The 19,521-nt window shown below is 46.3% G+C and carries 21 protein-coding genes; 10 read left to right on the top strand and 11 right to left on the bottom strand.

Annotation, left to right across the window (positions count from 1 at the left end; all coding sequences use genetic code 11):
• Positions 1-12: 12 nt before the first annotated feature.
• The 8 genes from rseP to rpsB form a co-directional block, all read right to left on the bottom strand.
• Positions 13-1,362 (bottom strand): RIP metalloprotease RseP, encoded by a 1,350-nt coding sequence (gene rseP / locus VC28_RS02475; protein WP_049629257.1) that lies wholly within the window; start codon positions 1,360-1,362, stop codon positions 13-15.
• Positions 1,363-1,383: 21 nt separating this feature from the next.
• Positions 1,384-2,583 (bottom strand): 1-deoxy-D-xylulose-5-phosphate reductoisomerase, encoded by a 1,200-nt coding sequence (gene ispC, locus VC28_RS02470; protein ID WP_049629256.1) that lies wholly within the window; start codon positions 2,581-2,583, stop codon positions 1,384-1,386.
• Positions 2,584-2,586: 3 nt separating this feature from the next.
• Entirely contained in the window at positions 2,587-3,441 is an 855-nt protein-coding gene (locus tag VC28_RS02465; RefSeq protein WP_049629255.1) for a phosphatidate cytidylyltransferase, read from the bottom strand.
• Entirely contained in the window at positions 3,434-4,174 is a 741-nt protein-coding gene (uppS, locus tag VC28_RS02460) for a polyprenyl diphosphate synthase (RefSeq protein WP_049632106.1), read from the bottom strand. The genes VC28_RS02465 and uppS overlap by 8 nt, the downstream gene beginning before the upstream one ends.
• A 140-nt stretch (positions 4,175-4,314) precedes the next feature.
• On the bottom strand, positions 4,315-4,872 hold the full coding sequence (frr, locus tag VC28_RS02455; RefSeq protein WP_049629254.1) for a ribosome recycling factor: 558 nt from the start codon (positions 4,870-4,872) through the stop codon (positions 4,315-4,317).
• Complete coding sequence (gene pyrH, locus VC28_RS02450; protein ID WP_049629253.1) at positions 4,869-5,603, bottom strand: UMP kinase; 735 nt, start codon at positions 5,601-5,603, stop codon at positions 4,869-4,871. The genes frr and pyrH overlap by 4 nt, the downstream gene beginning before the upstream one ends.
• 153 nt (positions 5,604-5,756) lie before the next feature.
• Positions 5,757-6,626: a translation elongation factor Ts gene (tsf, locus tag VC28_RS02445; protein WP_049629252.1), complete on the bottom strand. Its 870-nt coding sequence runs from the start codon at positions 6,624-6,626 to the stop codon at positions 5,757-5,759.
• A 127-nt stretch (positions 6,627-6,753) separates the two neighbouring features.
• Positions 6,754-7,491: a 30S ribosomal protein S2 gene (gene rpsB, locus VC28_RS02440; protein ID WP_049629251.1), complete on the bottom strand. Its 738-nt coding sequence runs from the start codon at positions 7,489-7,491 to the stop codon at positions 6,754-6,756.
• Positions 7,492-7,836: 345 nt separating this feature from the next.
• Here rpsB and uxuA point away from each other — a divergent pair, with 345 nt between their 5' ends.
• From uxuA to VC28_RS02400, 8 genes are all read left to right on the top strand, one after another.
• Positions 7,837-9,027 (top strand): mannonate dehydratase, encoded by a 1,191-nt coding sequence (gene uxuA / locus VC28_RS02435; RefSeq protein WP_049629250.1) that lies wholly within the window; start codon positions 7,837-7,839, stop codon positions 9,025-9,027.
• Between the two features lie 171 nt (positions 9,028-9,198).
• Positions 9,199-9,969 carry a type I methionyl aminopeptidase gene (map, locus tag VC28_RS02430; protein WP_049629249.1) on the top strand — a complete coding sequence of 257 codons (771 nt, stop codon included), beginning with the start codon at positions 9,199-9,201 and terminating at the stop codon, positions 9,967-9,969.
• Positions 9,970-9,972: 3 nt separating this feature from the next.
• Entirely contained in the window at positions 9,973-12,783 is a 2,811-nt protein-coding gene (locus VC28_RS02425; protein WP_082191373.1) for a [protein-PII] uridylyltransferase, read from the top strand.
• 18 nt (positions 12,784-12,801) lie between these two features.
• A complete protein-coding gene (gene dapC, locus VC28_RS02420) occupies positions 12,802-14,001 on the top strand; it encodes a succinyldiaminopimelate transaminase (protein ID WP_049629248.1) in 1,200 nt (399 codons plus the stop codon).
• Between the two features lie 16 nt (positions 14,002-14,017).
• Positions 14,018-14,689 carry an endonuclease III gene (gene nth, locus VC28_RS02415; protein ID WP_049629247.1) on the top strand — a complete coding sequence of 224 codons (672 nt, stop codon included), beginning with the start codon at positions 14,018-14,020 and terminating at the stop codon, positions 14,687-14,689.
• Positions 14,690-14,693: 4 nt separating this feature from the next.
• Positions 14,694-15,035 carry an ArsC family reductase gene (locus VC28_RS02410; RefSeq protein WP_049629246.1) on the top strand — a complete coding sequence of 114 codons (342 nt, stop codon included), beginning with the start codon at positions 14,694-14,696 and terminating at the stop codon, positions 15,033-15,035.
• Positions 15,036-15,061: 26 nt separating this feature from the next.
• Complete coding sequence (gene dapD, locus VC28_RS02405; RefSeq protein WP_049629245.1) at positions 15,062-16,093, top strand: 2,3,4,5-tetrahydropyridine-2,6-dicarboxylate N-succinyltransferase; 1,032 nt, start codon at positions 15,062-15,064, stop codon at positions 16,091-16,093.
• A gap of 105 nt (positions 16,094-16,198) precedes the next feature.
• Entirely contained in the window at positions 16,199-16,900 is a 702-nt protein-coding gene (locus VC28_RS02400) for a YebC/PmpR family DNA-binding transcriptional regulator (RefSeq protein ID WP_049629244.1), read from the top strand.
• 210 nt (positions 16,901-17,110) lie between these two features.
• Here VC28_RS02400 and VC28_RS19935 read toward each other — a convergent pair whose 3' ends face one another.
• From VC28_RS19935 to VC28_RS02385, 3 genes are all read right to left on the bottom strand, one after another.
• Positions 17,111-17,296, bottom strand: a complete 186-nt coding sequence (locus VC28_RS19935; protein WP_049629243.1) for a hypothetical protein — start codon at positions 17,294-17,296, stop codon at positions 17,111-17,113.
• A gap of 6 nt (positions 17,297-17,302) precedes the next feature.
• Complete coding sequence (gene dcd / locus VC28_RS02390) at positions 17,303-17,872, bottom strand: dCTP deaminase (protein WP_049629242.1); 570 nt, start codon at positions 17,870-17,872, stop codon at positions 17,303-17,305.
• A gap of 77 nt (positions 17,873-17,949) precedes the next feature.
• On the bottom strand, positions 17,950-18,399 hold the full coding sequence (locus VC28_RS02385; RefSeq protein ID WP_053094144.1) for a MerR family transcriptional regulator: 450 nt from the start codon (positions 18,397-18,399) through the stop codon (positions 17,950-17,952).
• Positions 18,400-18,682: 283 nt separating this feature from the next.
• On the opposite strand from VC28_RS02385, the gene VC28_RS02380 reads away from it, so the two are divergent.
• Positions 18,683-18,910, top strand: coding sequence for a hypothetical protein (locus VC28_RS02380; protein WP_049629241.1), 228 nt, complete (start codon positions 18,683-18,685; stop codon positions 18,908-18,910).
• A gap of 215 nt (positions 18,911-19,125) precedes the next feature.
• Entirely contained in the window at positions 19,126-19,521 is a 396-nt protein-coding gene (locus tag VC28_RS02375) for a GtrA family protein (protein ID WP_049629240.1), read from the top strand.

Genomic DNA, 19,521 nt, shown 5'->3' with positions numbered 1-19,521 from the left:
GGGGGGATCCAATTAAAGCCGCAGTATGTCGTTATACAGCGCTAGCACACTTAGGCTTATCACCAAAAAGAGTCCAACCTGATACCCTAGCATCTGCACTCTGTCGGACACCGGTTTCCCCTTAATTACTTCAATAAAGTAATAAAATAAGTGACCACCATCCAATACCGGGATAGGTAAAAGGTTGAAAACTGCTAGAAATACGCTGAGCAGAGCGACAAAACCAATAAAACTTTTCAGGCCACTCTCGGCTGAAGAGCCCGCCACCTTAGCAATGCTTATCGGTCCACTCAAGTTTTTCGTAGAAATTTCGCCAAGAATCAATTTTTTGATTGATAAAAGAACAAATCCAGAGGTTTCCCAGGTTTTATTAACGCCTGCAACAAAAGCACTGACGAGATTGTATTCATAAGTACGGATTAAATTCTCGGGTAGTGTATACGCTTGGACTCCCGCACCAATGCGACCAATACGGTGCCCATCTTCTTCGACTGCATCCGGAATTACTTGTAAATCCACAATCCTGCCATCACGCTCAAGACTTACATTGAGGGGGGTTTCCGGACTTTCCTGGATGAACTCAACCCAGTCAGGCCAATTGTCTACAACAATACCATTGACCTGTAAAATAATATCGCCAGTTTTAAGTCCGGCTTTTTCTGCTGCACCGCCAAGTGCAACTTCGCCTACTACCGGCGGTATTGGAAGATGCAGGGTAATCCCCAACCCCGCGACGGGATTAGGATCGATAGAATCCCGCATCCAATCAACCAACTGAACTTCTGACTCATATTGAAAATGTGAATCAGGATAAGCAGCCACAATACTGAGTGCCCCACTCTCACCCAATCGATTCAATAAAGCCCTGTTCAAAGCTTGCCAAGTAGGCGTTGGTGTCCCATCGACAGCGATAATTTCCTGCCCTGCTTCCAAACCAGCCTGAGCAGCAATAGATCCCGGGGTAACCTGATCGATAACTGGTATAAGATCTTTTTGGCCTTGCAGTAACAGCACCCAGAACAAAAGAATCGCCAGAATAAAATTGGCAATCGGCCCTGCGGCTACAATCGCAATACGCTGCCACACATTCTTATTATTAAAGGCAAACTGACGCTCCTCGGGAAGAACCGTTGCTTCGCGTTCATCCAGCATTTTGACATAACCGCCCAACGGCAATGCAGCCAAAGCATACTCAGTACCCTGGTTATCACGACGAGACCAAAGCACCCGCCCAAAGCCAATTGAAAACCGCAAGACCTTTACACCACAGCGACGAGCAACATAAAAATGTCCAAACTCGTGAATGGACACAAGAATCAGTAATGCAACCAAAAAAGACAAAACAGTCTGGATGAATTCCACAGGAAAACCTCGAACCAATAATTACCAGGTTGCAATCAGCTGCCGTGCAAGAGCGCGAGCTTCAGTATCAGCACTATGAATTTGCTCAAGGCATTTCGGCTCGCTGGATGTCATTCTCGACAACACATGATCAATAACCACAGCAATTTGATCAAAGCGGATTTTACGCTGCAAAAATGCAGCAACAGCCACCTCATTCGAAGCATTCAACAATGTTGGCGCAGTACCTGATACTTCCGCTGCTGATTGAGCCAAACGCAAGCAGGGGAATCGATCATAGTCTGGAGCACTGAAATCCAAACGCGAAATACTGATCAAGTCCAAACTGGATACACCAGACTCAATCCGCTCAGGCCACGCCAACGCATGCGCAATAGGTGTGCGCATATCTGGATTGCCCAATTGCGCCAAAACCGAGCCGTCAATGTACTCTACCATTGAGTGGATGACGCTTTGAGGGTGGATAACTACCTCCACTTGCTGTGGACGAGTATTAAATAGCCAGCAAGCCTCTATTAACTCCAGCCCTTTATTCAGCATGGTTGCAGAATCAACGGAAATTTTCTGCCCCATACTCCAATTTGGATGAGCACAAGCCTGCTCAGGAGTAACAAGCGAAAGCTCCTTAATGGGCGTATTACGAAATGGGCCGCCTGATGCAGTCAAAAGGATTTTTCGTACACCGCAGGAATCCAATCCAGCGGCAAGATAATCGGGGCGGTGATTGGGTAAACATTGGTAAATAGCATTGTGCTCGCTGTCAATTGGCAATAAGACAGCGCCGCACTCTGCTACTGCCCGGGTAAATAATCCACCCGCCATGACCAGCGCCTCTTTATTCGCCAGCAATACTTTTTTCCCTGCATTGACCGCCGCCAAAGTTGGAATCAGCCCCGCAGCACCAACAATCGCAGCCATGACGGTATCAACACCTTCATGGCTGGCCACCATCTCTAATGCAGAAACACCTTGTAGTACCTCAGTGTTACAACCCTGGAGACGAAGCTCGCGCTCCAATTCCAAAACACCCGCAGGATCATTTAACACCGCATAGCGAGGCTTGTGCGTGAGACATTGGATTGCTAGTAATTGCCAACGACGATCAGCAGTCAGCGCAAAAACCTGATAGCGATCAGGGTGTCGCGCGATCACATCTAACGTACTAACACCAATAGACCCAGTCGCCCCCAAGACGGTGATTTGTTGCAACTTGGTTTGCATAAATCAGCCACCTGTAACCGGAGCAAACGCACCTGCAGCCAACAAGGCCAATGCAAAAACAGGTGCACTTGCAGTGATACCATCGACACGATCAAGAATACCGCCGTGGCCCGGTAAAATATTACCGCTATCTTTCACACCGGCATGACGCTTGACCATGCTCTCTAGTAAATCCCCCAACACAGACACCAAACTGGCGGGCAAAATCACAACCAAGGCCCACAACAACCCGACATCCAATACTGTCGCCAGTAGCAAAGCCAATAGGCAGTTGGCAAGAAATCCCCCCGCAAATCCTTCCCACGTTTTACCAGGACTTACTGCTGGCGCTAATTTATGCTTTCCAAAACGACGCCCTGCAAAATAACCACCGCTATCAGCTAGCGCCACCACAAATATCAAAAGAAGTACCAACCAAGCACCATTAGGCAATTGACGGACATATACCAATGCGACCCACGTTGGGATCAACACCAACACTCCCATACACAAGCGCAATAATTGGTGCCCCCATAGCAAATTACTACTGGGATAACCTTGTACCAACAGCAAAGCTATTGTCCACCAAATGCAACCAATTACCAACAAATCACGTATCGCGTCATCAGCAAGACGCGGACGAACCTCACTGGCAAAGCCAAAATAAGCTGCCGCTCCAATGAGCAACAGCAACAATACAGTTGAATAAAGCAGGCGCTGCCAAATTGCGGTAAATCCTGACAGGTGAGCCCACTCCCAAGCACCAATCAACAAAACTGCCCCTATGAAAAAAGAGAAATAACCCGCCGGCAACGCAAACAAAGCCGCCAAAAAAATAGCTGCGAGTATCAATGCGGTAATGACACGCTGTTTAAGCATTGAGTGCTCCTGCCTCGATTTGATCACCTGTCATCCCAAAACGACGCTGGCGATCATTAAAACTCAATGCTGCTTTTTTTAGCTCTTCACCATCAAAGTCAGGCCACAGTTTATCGCTGAAAAACAATTCAGCATAAGCACATTGCCATAGTAAAAAATTGCTAATCCGAACTTCGCCGCCTGTGCGAATCAATAAGTCCAGTGGAGGTAAATCTGCGAGACAAGTATGTGTATGCAGAATATTTTCGTTGATATCCGACAACGCCAACTGCCCATCCAAAACTTGTTGTGTCACTTTTTGTGCGGCCTGCGCTATATCCCAGCGGCCACCATAATCCGCAGCAATAACCAAAGTAGTTTTACCGCCGCGCGTCAACTCTTCAGCATCCACGATTGCTTTTTGAATGGAAGGAGTAAAACGCTCGCGGTTGCCAATCACCCGCAAGGCAACATCTTTTTTCTTAAGAGCTTTAGCTTCGTTTTTGAGGTACAGCAAAAACAATGACATCAAGGCCTCAACCTCGACCGGTGGACGGCGCCAGTTCTCACTGCTGAAAGCAAAAACCGTCAATACCTCTATACCCAAATCCTGACATGCAGACATAACATCGCGGATACGCTCAACACCTACTTTGTGCCCAGATACGCCAGCCATTCCGCGCTGCTTGGCCCAACGATTGTTGCCATCCATAATGATCGCCACATGGCGAAGGCTATTGTCAGTCACGCGCATCTCCCAACGACAGGCTGAAGTCATCAACAAGCATTAGCCTGTTTTCTACATTTTTTGTAATACTGTTTTTGCAGTGCAACTTATTGCGATAACAGGCAAGACATCCGGTTTGGCAATACCAAACCGGATAAAGACATGGATTAAATAGCCATCAAGTCCGCTTCTTTTGCAGCTAAGGCTTTATCAACCTCAGCAATATATTTGTCAGTAATCTTTTGAATATCATCTTGCGCACGACGATCATCATCCTCGCCAATCGCTTTATCCTTTAATAACGCTTTTACATCACCCAATACATCACGACGCACATTGCGCACAGCAACACGGCCATTTTCTGCTTCTGCACGCGCTTGCTTGATAAAGTTTTTACGTGTTTCTTCAGTGAGCATCGGCAATGGAATACGGATCAGGCCATTATTAGTCGATGGGTTTAAACCCAAATCGGATTTCATAATCGCTTTTTCAATTGCAGGAACCAGATTGCGCTCCCACGGACTTACCGACAGAGTACGCGCATCTTCGATATTAATATTGGCGACTTGGCTCAATGGTGTTTGGGTACCGTAATAATCTACGGAAATACCATCCAGCAAACTTGGGTGAGCACGACCGGTACGAATTTTATTGAAATTATTACCTAGCGCTTCGATCGCCTTTTTCATGCGCGCTTCAGCATCTTTTTTGATGTCATTAATCATGATTTATCCTCTTCAATCAAAGTACCTTCGTTGCTACCCACAACAATATTCAATAACGCACCCGTTTTATTCATGCGGAAAACACGCACAGGCATATCGTGCTCGCGACACAGACAAATCGCAGTCAAATCCATCACACCCAACTTTTTATCCAAGACCTCATCATAAGACAGGCGATCGTATTTAGTTGCCGTTGGATCTTTCTTTGGATCAGCAGTGTAAACGCCATCCACCTTGGTAGCTTTTAGAACAATATCAGCTTCAACTTCAATTCCGCGCAAACAAGCAGCTGAGTCAGTCGTAAAAAATGGATTACCGGTACCAGCTGAGAAAATAACAACTTCACCAGAGTTTAAAAAGCGGATCGCGCGACGACGATCGTAATGCTCAACTACACCACTCATCGGGATTGCAGACATAACGCGCGAAGAAATATTGGAACGTTCAAGAGCATCACGCATGGCTAACGCATTCATAACAGTAGCCAGCATGCCCATATGGTCGCCAGTCACACGATCAAGCCCAGCAGCACTCAGCGCAGCACCGCGAAACAGGTTGCCACCACCAATCACCAAACCAACCTGAACACCTATCCCCACCAGCTGGCCAATTTCCAGTGCCATCTTGTCGAGCACCTTAGGATCAATACCGAATCCTTCGGTACCCATCAGCTCTTCGCCGCTGAGCTTCAATAAAATACGCTTGTACTTTTTATCTCTTGGGCTGGACATAAATGCTCTCCAAAACAATGAGTTAGCCACCAATACCCACCCACACCGGGGGGCCAAAAAAATCGGTGCAGTGTAACAGAAAAAAAGAGGCCGGGTGTCGCCACCCGGCCTCTTTTTCATTACTGTGATGCCACACTTGTGGCGCCCAATGGCTTACGCTTTGGCAGCAGCCACCTGAGCAGCAACTTCAGCAGCGAAGTCCACAACAGTCACCTCAATGCCCTCGCCTACTTCCAAGCGCACAAAGCTCTTCACAGTTGCACCACCAGCTTTGGCGAATTGGGCAACGGTCTGCTCTGGATTCTTAACGAAAGGCTGATCAACCAAGCTAGCCTCTTTAAGGAATTTGCTGATACGACCAACAATCATCTTCTCAACAATTTCGGCAGGCTTGCCAGCCATGTCTGGTTGAGCACGGATAATTTCTTTTTCTTTCTCTACGACGTCAGATGGCATTTGGTCAGAGCTAACTACGGTTGGGTTAACTGCCGCTACGTGCATAGCAACGTCTTTAGCGACTTCTTCGCTACCACCTTCCAACTGCACCAACACAGCAATGCGGTTGTTCAAGTGCAGATAACCACCCACAACACCACCCTCTACCAAACTGATGCGGCGCACGCTGATTTTCTCACCGATTTTTTGTACCAGCGCTTCACGTGCAGCTTCCAGCTCACCTGCCATAACTGCAGCAACATCAGTTTGCTTGGTGGCGAATGCTTTTTCCAACACGCTATTTACGAAGCCAAGGAAGCCGGCATCGCGTGCAACGAAGTCAGTTTCAGAGTTAACTTCGATCGCAACACCGTAACTGTTATCTGCAGCAACTTTAACAGCAACAACGCCATCAGCAGCAGTACGACCCTCTTTTTTGGCCGCTTTCAAGCCAGATACTTTACGCAAGTTTTCAATCGCCAGCTCGATGTCGCCATTGGCTTCACCCAAGGCTTTTTTACATTCCATCATGCCCAGACCAGTGCGGTCACGCAGTTCTTTTACCAGTGCAGGAGTAACAGCGCTCATGGTTAATTCCTCAAAATAAAAGTGTTCGAATTCAGTTTGAAAAAAGGGGGCCTAGCCCCCTCTTCCGACAACCCTGCGAGCAACGCTAGCAGGGTTATATGTCATTTGATAACTGCAACCACTGAAATTATTCAGCAGCACCTTCTGCAGCAACGTACTCATCTTTGTTTGGTACAGATGAAGCAGACTTGGAACCTTCCAAGCAAGCATCAGCAATTGCGGTCACGTACAGTTTGATTGCACGGATAGCGTCATCGTTGCCAGGAATTACGTAGTCAACACCTTCAGGGTTGCTATTAGTATCAACGATACCAATTACAGGAATCCCTAATTTGTTAGCTTCTTGAATCGCAATGCGCTCATGATCAACGTCGATTACAAACATTGCATCAGGCAGGCCAGCAATGTTCTTGATACCACCAATTGAACGCTCCAGCTTTTCCATATCGCGGGTACGCATCAGAGCTTCTTTTTTGGTCAACTTCAGGAAGGTACCATCTTGGCTCTGGGTAGTCAGATCAGACAAACGACGGATCGAAGCACGGATGGTTTTGTAGTTAGTGAGCATACCGCCCAACCAACGATGACTTACGAATGGCTGACCAGCGCGCTCAGCTTGTTCTTTGATGGTCTTTTGCGCAGCGCGCTTGGTACCAACAAATAGAATCTTTTTCTTTTGCGACGCCATTTGCTGCACCAGAGCCAAAGCTTCGTTGAATGCAGGAACAGTGTGCTCAAGGTTAATGATATGAATCTTGTTACGTGCACCGAAGATGTATTTGCCCATCTTTGGGTTCCAGTAACGGGTTTGGTGACCGAAATGGACACCGGCAGACAACATGTCGCGCATGCTTACTTGTGGCATTTTAGTATTCCTACTGGGTTAGGCCTCCATACACCCCGCTAACCAACCAGCATGCCCGCTCTCGCGGTCATTAGGCACCCAGGTTTTGCGTGTCGATGTATGTGTGACGTTTGTTAATTAAATAGATTTGGATTCTCAATTTCTGGCATGAATGAACTCTCACCTGAAAAATGAGGCGCGCTTTATACCACAGACGAGCAACATAATATACTGAAAAGTAAATAGGCAGCCGAAAATCAGTAACTGCAGGACACTACCTAGCTTCTAGCTAGTTAACCACTAGGCCGTACCACGGGTTACTTGTATACTAGTAAAATCTTCATCAAAAACTCCAGAGATCTCACCATGAAAGAAACCTGGCGCTGGTTTGGCCCCAAAGACACCATCAACCTGCAGAGTATCGCCCAAGCCGGTGCAACCGGTATTGTAACCTCACTCCACCACATCCCTACCGGCGCAGCATGGCCATTGAGAGAAATCCTTGAACGCAAAAAACTCATTGAAGATCATGGGCTTGAGTGGGCTGTGATAGAAAGCATCCCCCTTCACAATGATATAAAAACCCGCACTGGCAACTTCCAGCAATACATCGACAACTACAAAGAATCCCTGCGCAACGTAGGTGCCGCCGGTGTCCGCGATGTGTGTTACAACTTTATGCCTGTTGTTGATTGGACCCGCACCAACCTCAATTACACACTTCCAAACAATGCCCGAGCCCTGCGCTTTGAGATGAGCGACTTTGCCGCTTACGATGCTTACATCCTGCAGCGCCCAGGTGCTGAACAAGCTTATCGCCCCGACGTTCTTGCAAAAGCCAAAGCTCGTCTGGATGCCATGAATGAAGAAGAAAAAACTCTGCTAGAGAAAAACATCATCGCCGGACTCCCTGGAGGGGAAGGCTCCTATGATCGAGAAGGCATTCGGGCAGCCATCGACCTGTTCATCAAAATGGGAGATGAAGGCATGCGCGCCAACCTGTTTGCCTTCCTACGCGAAGTCATTCCAGTGGCAGAAGAGGCGGGGGTACGCATGGCCATCCACCCTGATGATCCACCCTTCTCGCTCTTCGGCTTACCTCGCGTCGTCTCTACCGCTGATGATGCACGCGCATTACTCAATGCAGTTCCCAGCCCATCCAATGGGCTCACGCTGTGTGCTGGCTCCTACGGCGCACGCTGCGATAACGACTTGGTAGCCATGGCGCGTGAATTTGGTGATCGCATCTACTTCGTTCATTTACGCAATATCAAACGTGAGGAAGACGGCTCATTCTTCGAATCCGATCACCTTGATGGCGATAATGATATGGTTGGCTTAATTGAAGCCCTGCTGGATGAAGAAGATCGCCGCAAAAAAGCCGGAATTGAGCTTCCACCAATTGCAATGAGGCCGGATCACGGCCATTTGATGGGCGACGAAATTGGAAAGTCAGGTATCAATCCCGGCTACTCTTACGCCGGACGCATGAAAGGTTTGGCAGAGTTGCGCGGCGTCATTCATGCCTTGATGAGCTTGCGTCGTCGATCAGCCTGATAGCCCATCAACCATCTCTTTCGCAAGGGCTATTCATAGCCCTTCGCTCATCGCTTTCATACTGCTGCACTTTTATCAATCGCCTCAATTGAGGATGATCTTGGGCAAATTAGCGCGAAATCGTTTAGAATACGGCATCTTTTTTAATCACCCCCGAGATCGCCTGAATTCATGTCAGTTACCATCAAAACCCCTGAAGAAATCGAAAAAATGCGTGTTGCCGGCCGCATGGCAGCCGAAGTACTGGAAATGATCGGCCAATACGTCCAACCCGGTGTCACAACCGCTGAACTGGATAAAATTTGTCACGACCATATCGTTAATGTGCAAAAAGCTATTCCAGCCTGCCTGGGATACCGCGGATTCCCAAAGTCGATTTGCACTTCAGTCAATCAGGTCGTGTGTCACGGTATTCCCTCCGACAAAAAAGTGCTGAAGGCTGGCGACATCATCAACATTGATGTAACGGTGATTTATGAGGGCTATCACGGCGACACCAGCGCTATGTATTTTGTAGGAACGCCAGCACCACACGCAGAGCGATTAGTCAATATCACTCAAGAATGCATGTATAAAGCGATCAAACTGGTGAAGCCAGGTTGCCGCTTGGGCGACATTGGTCACGTTATCCAGCAACATGCAGAGGGCAACTATTATTCTGTAGTACGTGAATACTGTGGTCATGGTATTGGCAAAGTATTCCACGAAGATCCGCAAATTCTTCACTACGGCCGCCCCGGTACGGGCATGGAGTTAAAAGAAGGGATGGCTTTCACTATCGAGCCCATGATCAACGCGGGCAAGCCACAAACCAAATTGAAAAGTGATGGCTGGACAGTAGAGACAAAAGATGGCCGCCTTTCTGCACAATGGGAACACACTATGGTGGTGACTAAAGATGGTGTGGAAGTATTAACTGCTCGTACTGGCGAAGTTTTTTAATCAATGAGCCTCTCTAATTTTTTTTCGCGGGTTTTCAATAAACCCGCACAAGCTGAAAACACCACAACAAACTCCAATCAGCCCTCGCAAGAAAGCGGTATTGCACTGCAGACCAAAAATCCCGAGGAGCCCAAAGTTATTCCCTATTTTGAGCGGCCGCTTTTTTTCTTCGACCAAAGCCGTTTTCGCCGCGCATTAAACGAACAACCCATTATCACCGTTTTTAAAGACGCTATTAACGCCGCAGGCACTCAAGCAAATCGTCGCTTTGCGGAAGGTGAAGATATACGCGCATTAGTGTATGAGCGAGCGCTGTTTATCGATTGCGTTTTACATTACGCATGGCACCAATTCGAATGGCCTGACAGTATCAGCCTTGAAGCTGTTGGCGGCTATGGTCGCGGCGAGCTGCATCCGGCATCTGACATTGATTTATTAATTTTGCATCGCCCCGAAGTGTTGGAACACTGCAAAGATAACATCGAGAAGTTTCTAACCTTGTTATGGGATATAGGTCTTGAAATTGGCAGCAGCGTACGCACCGTCAAACAGACAATTGAAATTGCACGCACTGACATTACGGTTGCCACCAACATTATGGAGTCGCGCACCTTGGTGGGCGATCCAACACTGCGCCATGAGTTATTAGAAGCATCAACACCCGACAAGATTTGGCCGATCGAGGAATTTTTCCGCGCAAAATATCAAGAGCAGCTGGATCGTCATAAAAAATATAACGATACCGAGTACAACCTGGAGCCTAATATCAAAAATGCACCAGGCGGGTTGCGAGATATCCAAACCATTAACTGGGTTACCAAACGCTACTTTGGTGTGCGCACATTAAAACAGTTGGAAGGTAAAGGTTTTTTTACTGACGAAGAGTTTTCCCTACTCAACTCCGGCGAAGAATATTTATGGCGCGTACGCTATGCACTGCATATGGCCGCAAAACGCCCTGAAGAGAGATTATTGTTTGACTACCAGCGCGAAATTGCAAAATCCTTCGGTTATATAGATGGCCCCGAAGGACTCGCAGTAGAACAATTCATGCATAAATATTACCGCACAGTATTAGCACTGCGTGAATTGAATGATGTCGTACTGCAATTTTTATCTGAAGTTATCTTGCAAAAAGGCAAAACCAAAAGTGTGGTATCACTCAATGAGCGATTCCAGTTGCGTGATAATTTTATTGAAGCGACCCACACTTATGTTTTTGAAGAAAACCCTTCAGCATTGCTGGAGATGTTTGTGCTAATGGCACAAAACCCGGATATACAAGGTGTACGCGCATCTACCATTCGCTGGATTCGCGAAAGCCGCCATTTAATCGATGACAACTTCCGTACCAATCCTAAAAACACCCAGTTGTTTATCAAACTATTGCAACAGCCTGCAGGGTTAGTAGAGCAACTAAAGCGCATGTCACGTTATGGCATTCTCGGGCTGTATCTACCCGAGTTTGGCCAAGTAACAGGGCAAATGCAGCACGATTTATTTCACATCTACACAGTGGATGCACATACATTAAAAGTCGTGCAGAACATGTGTAACTTTTTGCTGCCATCGGCAAAAGATGAGTTTCCCGTCGCAGCAACTATTATGAATCGCCTGCCAAAACTGGAACTGCTTTATATCGCTGGCTTATATCACGACATCGGCAAAGGCCGCGGCGGTGACCATTCCACACTAGGCGCTGTCGATGCAGAAGAATTCTGTGTGCGCCACGGCATTTCACCGCGTGAAACACGCTTGATCTGCTGGTTGGTTGAAAAGCATCTACTGATGTCACAAGTATCACAGAAGCAAGATATTTCCGACCCTGAGGTAATTCATAATTTTGCATTGACGGTTGGTGACCAATTGCATTTGGATTATTTGTATTGTTTAACCGTGGCGGATATTAACGGAACCAACAAAGAACTGTGGAATACCTGGCGCGCGAGCTTGATGCGCAATTTGTATTTAGATACCCGCCGCGCATTGCGTCGCGGCTTGGAAAATAATGTCGATAAGCAAGACTTAATAGATGAAACACAGCAAGCAGCCATTCGTAAACTTGCGCGCAAAGGCCTAAATAAAGAGCAAGTACTCGCCCTATGGGGCGACATGGGTGATGATTATTTCCTGCGTGAAAGTTTTGTAGATATCACATGGCATACACAAGCGATTGCTGCACGCACTGATGACAAACCATTGGTGCTTATCAAGAAAACCACTAACAAAGAGCTTGCCGGTGCAACACAGATTTTTATTTACAGTAAAAATCAGAAAAATGTCTTTGTGGCAGCTGTTACTGCACTGAGCAATTTAAACCTGAACATTCAAGATGCAAAGATTTACAGCTCAAAATCAGGCTACACCATCGATACATTCTTTGTGCTAAATGAAAATGGTGAGCAATTGGGCAACAATGCAACACTGCTCAAAAAAATTCAGCAAGCATTGATTGATGAACTGAGCCTGGTCAATGACAACTATCGTGAAGTTATTGGCCGTCGTACGCCTCGCCGCCTTAAGTATTTTGCATCACCCACGCGGACTTCACTCAATACCGACATGATCCGCAACTGCAGCGTATTGGAAGTAATCAGCCCTGATCGCCCTGGCCTTCTTGCCTGTATCGGGCGTATTTTTATGGATTTCGATATTCAATTGCTCAATGCAAAAATTGCGACGCTCGGTGAAAGGGTGGAAGATATTTTCTTTATTGTTGATAGCAATGGAAAGCCATTAAGCGATCCGGATCTCTGCGAGAAACTGCAACAAGAAATCCGCGAGCAATTAGATAAACGCGTCGATAAACACTAATTCTACTGATATACGATTATGAATCCGGATCTTGACCGCTTACACCCCTACCCGTTTGAAAAGTTAGCTGCACTCAAAGCTGCCGTCTCTGCACCGAGTGATGTAAAAGATATCATGCTGTCGATTGGCGAGCCTAAACATGAACCACCAGCATTTGTTTTGGATACGCTGGTAAAAAATCTCAATAAACTATCCAATTATCCAACGACAAAGGGTCTGCCGGAGCTGCGTAACGCAATCGCTCACTGGGCAAGTAGGCGCTTCCAATTAACAGCAGGTACTTTTACTGCAGAACATCATGTACTGCCTGTTAATGGTACTCGCGAGGCTTTGTTTGCGTTTGCACAAGCAGTTATTGATCACCGCAAACCAGATGCACTAATTGTATCGCCCAATCCGTTTTATCAAATATACGAAGGTGCGGCACTTTTATCTGGTGCTGAACCCTACTTTTTGAATTGCACGCCTGAGAATAATTTTATTCCCGATTTTGCGTCCGTACCCGCCACTATATGGGAACGCTGTCAATTATTATTTATCTGCTCTCCCGGAAACCCGACGGGTGCCGTTATGAGCACAGCCCAACTAAAAGAACTGATTTCTCTCGCGGATCAATACGATTTTGTCATCGCATCTGATGAATGCTATTCCGAGCTTTACTTTGATGAAAAAAATCCCCCTGCGGGGTTGTTACAAGCTTGCGCAGAATTGGGGCGCAATGACTTTGCCCGCTGCGTGGTTTTCCATAGTTTATCCAAGCGTTCGAACTTACCTGGATTGCGTTCCGGCTTTGTCGGTGGCGATGCAAAAATTCTGGAAAAATTTTTGCTATACCGCACTTATCACGGCTGTGCCATGCCTGTGCCAACACAGCTTGCCAGTATTGCTGCATGGGAGGATGAAACCCATGTGATCGAGAACCGTGATGCCTATCGTCAGAAATTTGATGCCGTATTGGAAATATTGGATGGTGTATTAGACGTAGCAAAGCCCGATGCGAGTTTTTATCTCTGGCCTAAAACACCAATCAAGGGCGAAATTTTTGCACAACAATTATTTGCGCAGCAAAAAGTAACGGTATTACCCGGTAGTTTTTTAGCGCGTGAAGCACAGGGTATTAATCCAGGCGAAGATTATGTGCGTATGGCACTAGTAGCGCCGCTAGCTGAATGCATCGAAGCAGCGCAACGGATTAAACAATTTGTGAAATCACTGTAATTATTTGGCACAGTCTATGGATTCAACAAAAAATTTATCCAAAGCTGAACGTGTAGACTTTATTTTACAAAAGTTGCAGGCGTTGTATCCGCAACCACCGATTCCGTTGCAGCATAAAGATGCATACACATTACTCATTGCTGTACTGCTGTCAGCGCAATGCACGGATGAGCGGGTAAATACTGTTACTCCTGCACTTTTTGCACTGGCTGACAATCCGTATGACATGGCAAAAGTGCCAGTAGAAAAAATTCAGGAAATCATTCGTCCTTGCGGATTATCGCCACAAAAGTCAAAAGCAATTTCTGTGTTATCACGTATGCTGGTAGAGGAATATGGCGGGCAAGTTCCAGAAGATTGGGATGCACTGGAGCGATTGCCGGGTGTAGGTCACAAAACTGCGAGCGTTGTGATGAGCCAGGGTTTCGGCCATCCCGCATTTCCGGTTGACACACATATCCATCGGCTTGCGCAGCGCTGGGGTCTGACCAATGGCAAAAACGTGGTACAGACGGAAAAAGATTTGAAACGGCTGTTTCCCATGTCCAGCTGGAATGCGCTACATCTGCAAATTATTTATTACGGCCGCGAATATTGTTCGGCGCGCGGATGCGATGGAACTGTTTGCGAAATATGCACAACCTGTTATCCGAACCGCAAAAAACCCAAAATTGTACTGAAGCCTTAAGATTATGATTACGCTCTACGGTATTAAAAATTGCGATACAGTAAAAAAAGCCCGCACTTGGCTTGAAAAAAATGCTATCACCTATCAATTTCATGACTTTCGCGCAGATGGATTGGAACCACAACAGATTAAAAACTGGATTGATGCATTAGGGTTGGACGCGCTCGTCAATAAACGCAGCACTACCTGGAAAGAACTGGATGATGCGACCAAACAACAATTTACCGCAGATGCAGTCAATATAATTCTGGCGAACCCAACCTTGATAAAACGCCCATTACTGGATACCGGCAAACAACAGTATGTCGGCTTCAAAGAAACAGAATACCGCACTCTTTTTAATTAATTTTTTGAAATACAGCAGGAATGATCATGACTCAACTTTATGCACTCGGTTTAGGTATTGGTACGCAAAACGCAAAAGGCGAATGGCTGGAAGTATTTTATGCAAAACCGATACTCGCACCGTCTGAAGCAAGTGCCCGTGCTGTTGCCAATATCGTAGGCTACAGTGAAGGCAATCAGGCAATTGCCATCAGCAACAACCAAGCAAGTGAAATCGCCCAGGCATTAACGATTGCGGGCGATACCGAACACGCAGAAATTGCCAAAGCATTGACCAATAGCAAGCGTCCTCTGGTAGCAACCCTGCTTGCAACGGATACCAATCCTGCGTCCGTACCGGAAGGTTATTTAAAATTACATTTGTTATCACACCGCTTGGTAAAACCACACAACACTGTGTTAGCGGGTATTTTTGGTGTGCTGCCAAATGTGGCATGGACAAACCAAGGCGCTATCGATGTAAACGAATTACCTGCCCGCCAATTACAAGCACGTCTGAACGGCGAAGAACTGGAAGTATCCTGCGTGGATAAATTCCCCAAAATGACCAACTATGTCGTACCCAAAGGCGTACGTGTTGCGCACACTGCACGCGTGCGTTTGGGAGCATATCTGGGTGAAGGCACCACCATCATGCATGAAGGTTTTGTCAACTTTAACGCAGGCACCGAAGGCCCTGCGATGATTGAAGGGCGTATCTCTGCAGGTGTATTTGTCGGCGCAGGTTCAGACTTGGGCGGCGGCAGTTCAACAATGGGCACGCTCTCGGGCGGTGGCAATATTGTTATCTCCGTGGGTAAAGAATCCCTGATCGGTGCTAATGCTGGAATTGGTATTCCATTGGGCGACCGCTGCAAAGTAGAATCCGGCCTCTACGTCACTGCTGGAACCAAAGTCGTTGTGTTGGACGAAGCAGGCAACGAAGTGAAAACACTTAAAGCCCGCGAACTTGCAGGCGTATCGGATTTGGTATTCCGCCGCAACTCTATAACCGGCCGAGTAGAAGTTGTTACGAACAAAAGCGCATTGCAATTAAATACTGCATTGCACGCGAATTAATGTTCTGAAAAGCATTTTTAAGGGCGCATGAATTGCGCCCGATTTTATAAACTACATAAATTAATAACCACGCACATCTTGATGTGCATCACAGAGGCGAGAATCATGGGCGCACAGTGGAAAGCCAAACATAAAGAAGAAGCGGCGAATGCCAAAGGTAAATTATTTACCAAACTCACCAAAGAAATTATGGTTGCTGCACGCAACGGCGCTGATCCGGACATGAACCCACGCTTGCGCCTCGCGGTTGAAGCAGCAAAAAAAGCATCGATGACTCGCGAGACATTAGAACGCGCGATCAAAAAAGGCTCCGGCCAACTCGATGGCAACATCAACTATGAAAAAGTAGTCTATGAAGGTTACGCACCGCATCAGGTTCCTGTCATCGTTGAATGCCTTACCGACAACGTAAATCGCACCATCTCCAACATTCGTGGTTTATTCCGCAAAGGTCAGTTGGGTACGTCAGGTTCTGTTTCGTGGGATTTTGATCACTTGGGTATTATTGAAGCCAGCCCAGCCAATAAAGATGCCGATCCGGAAATGGCGGCAATTGAAGCCGGTGCGCAAGATTTCGAAGCCGATGAAGACGGTACTGCAACTTTTTACACCGATTTAACTGATTTGGATTTGGTTCAAAAAGCCCTACCTGCACAAGGCTTCACCGTAGTATCTGCAAAGCTCGGTTACAAACCGAAAAACCCGGTAAGCTTATCCGGTGAAGCACTGGAAGAGGTGGAATCCTTCCTCGCTGCCATCGATAACGACGACGATGTACATGAGGTTTATGTGGGGCTGGCAGGCTAACTACCAGCATTACACGAAGGATCGAAATTAACGCGCAGAGCCCTGCAGTTTTAAAAAAACAAAGCCTGATGTCCGCAGCAAATAGTGTGAGCACACATAAGCGACAACAGGTTTTGCCTATCTGTGACATGACATGCTCACCAGCAGCCAAAACACGCGTTCAATCCAGTAAATCCAGAGTTAATGCAAATCGAATAGCGATAACAAGATTTACTTCAGCTCCATTTTTTGTTCGCCACAGCGGCTACACTTGAAAAGTGTCACTAACTTTCCCTGCTTTACATCAAACTGATTATCTTTTATCACAACCCACTTATGAAAGCCGCTGCGGCATAATGTTTTACCCTTATGCTTATCAAAAGGGCTCGGCTTTTTAAACTGAACGACATCGCCCATCGCAAATCACGTGCGCGGCAAAGTTACGCCACGTTGACCCTGATATTTCCCTCCACGGTCTTTGTAGGATGTTTCGCAAATTTCATCTGATTCAAAAAACAACATTTGCGCAACACCTTCATTGGCATAAATTTTAGCGGGAAGCGGTGTTGTGTTGGAGAACTCAAGGGTTACATGCCCTTCCCATTCAGGCTCAAGCGGCGTCACATTAACAATAATTCCACAACGTGCATACGTCGATTTACCCAAACATACGGTCAGAATATTGCGAGGAATTCTAAAATATTCAACAGTTCGCGCTAGCGCAAAAGAATTTGGAGGAATGATGCAAACATCACTTTTAATATCGACAAAACTTTTTTCATCGAAATTTTTAGGATCGACTACTGTTGAATGAACATTTGTAAAAATTTTAAATTCATCAGCACAGCGAACATCATAGCCATAGCTGGACGTGCCGTAAGAAACTATCCTTTGACCCGCCGCATCGTAACGAATCTGCCCCGGTTCGAAAGGCTCGATCATGCCATGCTCTTCAGCCATACGGCGCATCCACTTGTCAGATTTGATGCTCATAGTCACCCCAGAGGTAAATAATTAAATGGCGCGCATCATAGCGTTTTTCGATGTAGAAAAATACCGGTACTCAAATGCTAACTAGCCCCTCTGGACTCGTCCACCAACCTAAACGCCATTCCTAAACCTGATGAGGTCAACTGCTGAGCCGTGTCTTTTTGCGCCTCGGAAATTACCCCCTTACTCTCTCCAGTCTGCCCGATTGTAAGTAGGGTTGCACGCAAGACCTGTAAAGCAGCAAGCTGCTGATCAATATGTAAAACCTTCTGATTAACCAACTGATTGGCATGCTCAGAACTATATGCTGAGGGATTATTATAGAGCGCCAGCAGCTCCCGACATTCCGCCAGCGTAAAACCCGCTATTCGACCCTGCTGCAGGAGACGCAACTGCGCTATTTCATATCCAGAATAAAACCGGTAATCATTGCCCTCTTGTCGCTTAGGCACCACCAAACCAATTTCCTCATAGTAACGGATAGTTTTACCGGGCAAGCCACACGCTTCAGAAGCCTGGCTGATATTCATACATCCCTCCTATTTGAACATTTCCGACAAAAAACCTTACTGTAAATGTAACGTTTGCCAGAAAAGCATTCTTTTTACTACATTTAATTACAAAAAAGAAACTTTAAGCGCCACAAATTCATAAAAAATATATATAATAAGCGCCAGCTGATGCAGCTGAAAAACCAATAAAGATAATAAAATCAAATACTTATTAATTATATTTGACAAACTTAATTAATAATACAGAATAACTGAATAGATTTTATCCTTGCAATGTGGTTTTTCACCTGAAGGACAATATATGGAATACCTTGATCTCAATCATCCTGAATGGCAAAGAATGTGGGACGAACTGGCCAGCTATCGCCTCAATGATGGCGACGCATTGTGCGTACATGAAGGAAGCTGCTGGGAATATATGGGCTCCACAAGTGATCATCACCACTTACGTCATGCATGTCATCCAATAACCAACAAAACCGAGTACATGTACATCGAACGCGCTGGAGCAGCATTGCGTTGGGCCTGATGTCATCAGGATGAAACCTTCCCCCTTGAAATCAATATCACAACCTGAATCACACCCTCTCTTTTGATACACAGTCAATACTGTAATTCACACCACTATTGCCACAAAAATGTGGTAATGTGCAGCAGAATTTGAGCAGGGATATCAACCGTAAAAGCCAGCAACAAAAAGTCTGTTGTTGGCCAACCGTCGCAACATTATTTAATAGAATAACAATGAAACGCTTCGCCTTATTTGTAGGTATTGGTGGAATTTCCACCCTGATTCAGTTTTTATTACTGATCTTGTTTGTAGAAAGCCGCCTGCTCCCGGAGGTGTTTGCCTCAGCTGTAGGCTATGTGCTTTCTTCAATTTTTAACTACTGGGCGAACTACCACTATACATTCCAGAGCACTAGCAACCACGCGCACACTATTCCCAAGTATGCGCTAGCGGTTGGCATAGGCTTATCAACAAACACATTGTTGTTTGCCGCTTTTTTATGGTTATTCGATAACTATCTCGCCCTCCCTTGGGTCGAGCACTATTTGGTTGCCCAATTTCTCGCTACTGGAATTACCGTGGTCTTGAATTTTGTGGTGCATAAGTTCTGGATTTACAGGAGTCATTAA

Source organism: Cellvibrio sp. pealriver (assembly GCF_001183545.1).
Taxonomy (GTDB): Bacteria; Pseudomonadota; Gammaproteobacteria; order Pseudomonadales; family Cellvibrionaceae; genus Cellvibrio.
The sequence above is the reverse complement of the archived record's forward strand: the minus strand, read 5'-3'. Positions and strand labels throughout refer to the sequence as shown.

Bases quoted from the DNA above. Each gene is read 5' to 3' on its own strand.
- ispC (WP_049629256.1), bottom strand. From the start codon at position 2,583: ATGCAAACCAAGTTGCAACAAATCACCGTCTTGGGGGCGACTGGGTCT.
- VC28_RS02465 (WP_049629255.1), bottom strand. From the start codon at position 3,441: ATGCTTAAACAGCGTGTCATTACCGCATTGATACTCGCAGCTATTTTT.
- uppS (WP_049632106.1), bottom strand. From the start codon at position 4,174: ATGCGCGTGACTGACAATAGCCTTCGCCATGTGGCGATCATTATGGAT.
- frr (WP_049629254.1), bottom strand. From the start codon at position 4,872: ATGATTAATGACATCAAAAAAGATGCTGAAGCGCGCATGAAAAAGGCG.
- pyrH (WP_049629253.1), bottom strand. From the start codon at position 5,603: ATGTCCAGCCCAAGAGATAAAAAGTACAAGCGTATTTTATTGAAGCTC.
- tsf (WP_049629252.1), bottom strand. From the start codon at position 6,626: ATGAGCGCTGTTACTCCTGCACTGGTAAAAGAACTGCGTGACCGCACT.
- rpsB (WP_049629251.1), bottom strand. From the start codon at position 7,491: ATGCCACAAGTAAGCATGCGCGACATGTTGTCTGCCGGTGTCCATTTC.
- uxuA (WP_049629250.1), top strand. From the start codon at position 7,837: ATGAAAGAAACCTGGCGCTGGTTTGGCCCCAAAGACACCATCAACCTG.
- map (WP_049629249.1), top strand. From the start codon at position 9,199: ATGTCAGTTACCATCAAAACCCCTGAAGAAATCGAAAAAATGCGTGTT.
- VC28_RS02425 (WP_082191373.1), top strand. From the start codon at position 9,973: ATGAGCCTCTCTAATTTTTTTTCGCGGGTTTTCAATAAACCCGCACAA.
- dapC (WP_049629248.1), top strand. From the start codon at position 12,802: ATGAATCCGGATCTTGACCGCTTACACCCCTACCCGTTTGAAAAGTTA.
- nth (WP_049629247.1), top strand. From the start codon at position 14,018: ATGGATTCAACAAAAAATTTATCCAAAGCTGAACGTGTAGACTTTATT.
- VC28_RS02410 (WP_049629246.1), top strand. From the start codon at position 14,694: ATGATTACGCTCTACGGTATTAAAAATTGCGATACAGTAAAAAAAGCC.
- dapD (WP_049629245.1), top strand. From the start codon at position 15,062: ATGACTCAACTTTATGCACTCGGTTTAGGTATTGGTACGCAAAACGCA.
- VC28_RS02400 (WP_049629244.1), top strand. From the start codon at position 16,199: ATGGGCGCACAGTGGAAAGCCAAACATAAAGAAGAAGCGGCGAATGCC.
- VC28_RS19935 (WP_049629243.1), bottom strand. From the start codon at position 17,296: ATGGGCGATGTCGTTCAGTTTAAAAAGCCGAGCCCTTTTGATAAGCAT.
- dcd (WP_049629242.1), bottom strand. From the start codon at position 17,872: ATGAGCATCAAATCTGACAAGTGGATGCGCCGTATGGCTGAAGAGCAT.
- VC28_RS02385 (WP_053094144.1), bottom strand. From the start codon at position 18,399: ATGAATATCAGCCAGGCTTCTGAAGCGTGTGGCTTGCCCGGTAAAACT.
- VC28_RS02380 (WP_049629241.1), top strand. From the start codon at position 18,683: ATGGAATACCTTGATCTCAATCATCCTGAATGGCAAAGAATGTGGGAC.
- VC28_RS02375 (WP_049629240.1), top strand. From the start codon at position 19,126: ATGAAACGCTTCGCCTTATTTGTAGGTATTGGTGGAATTTCCACCCTG.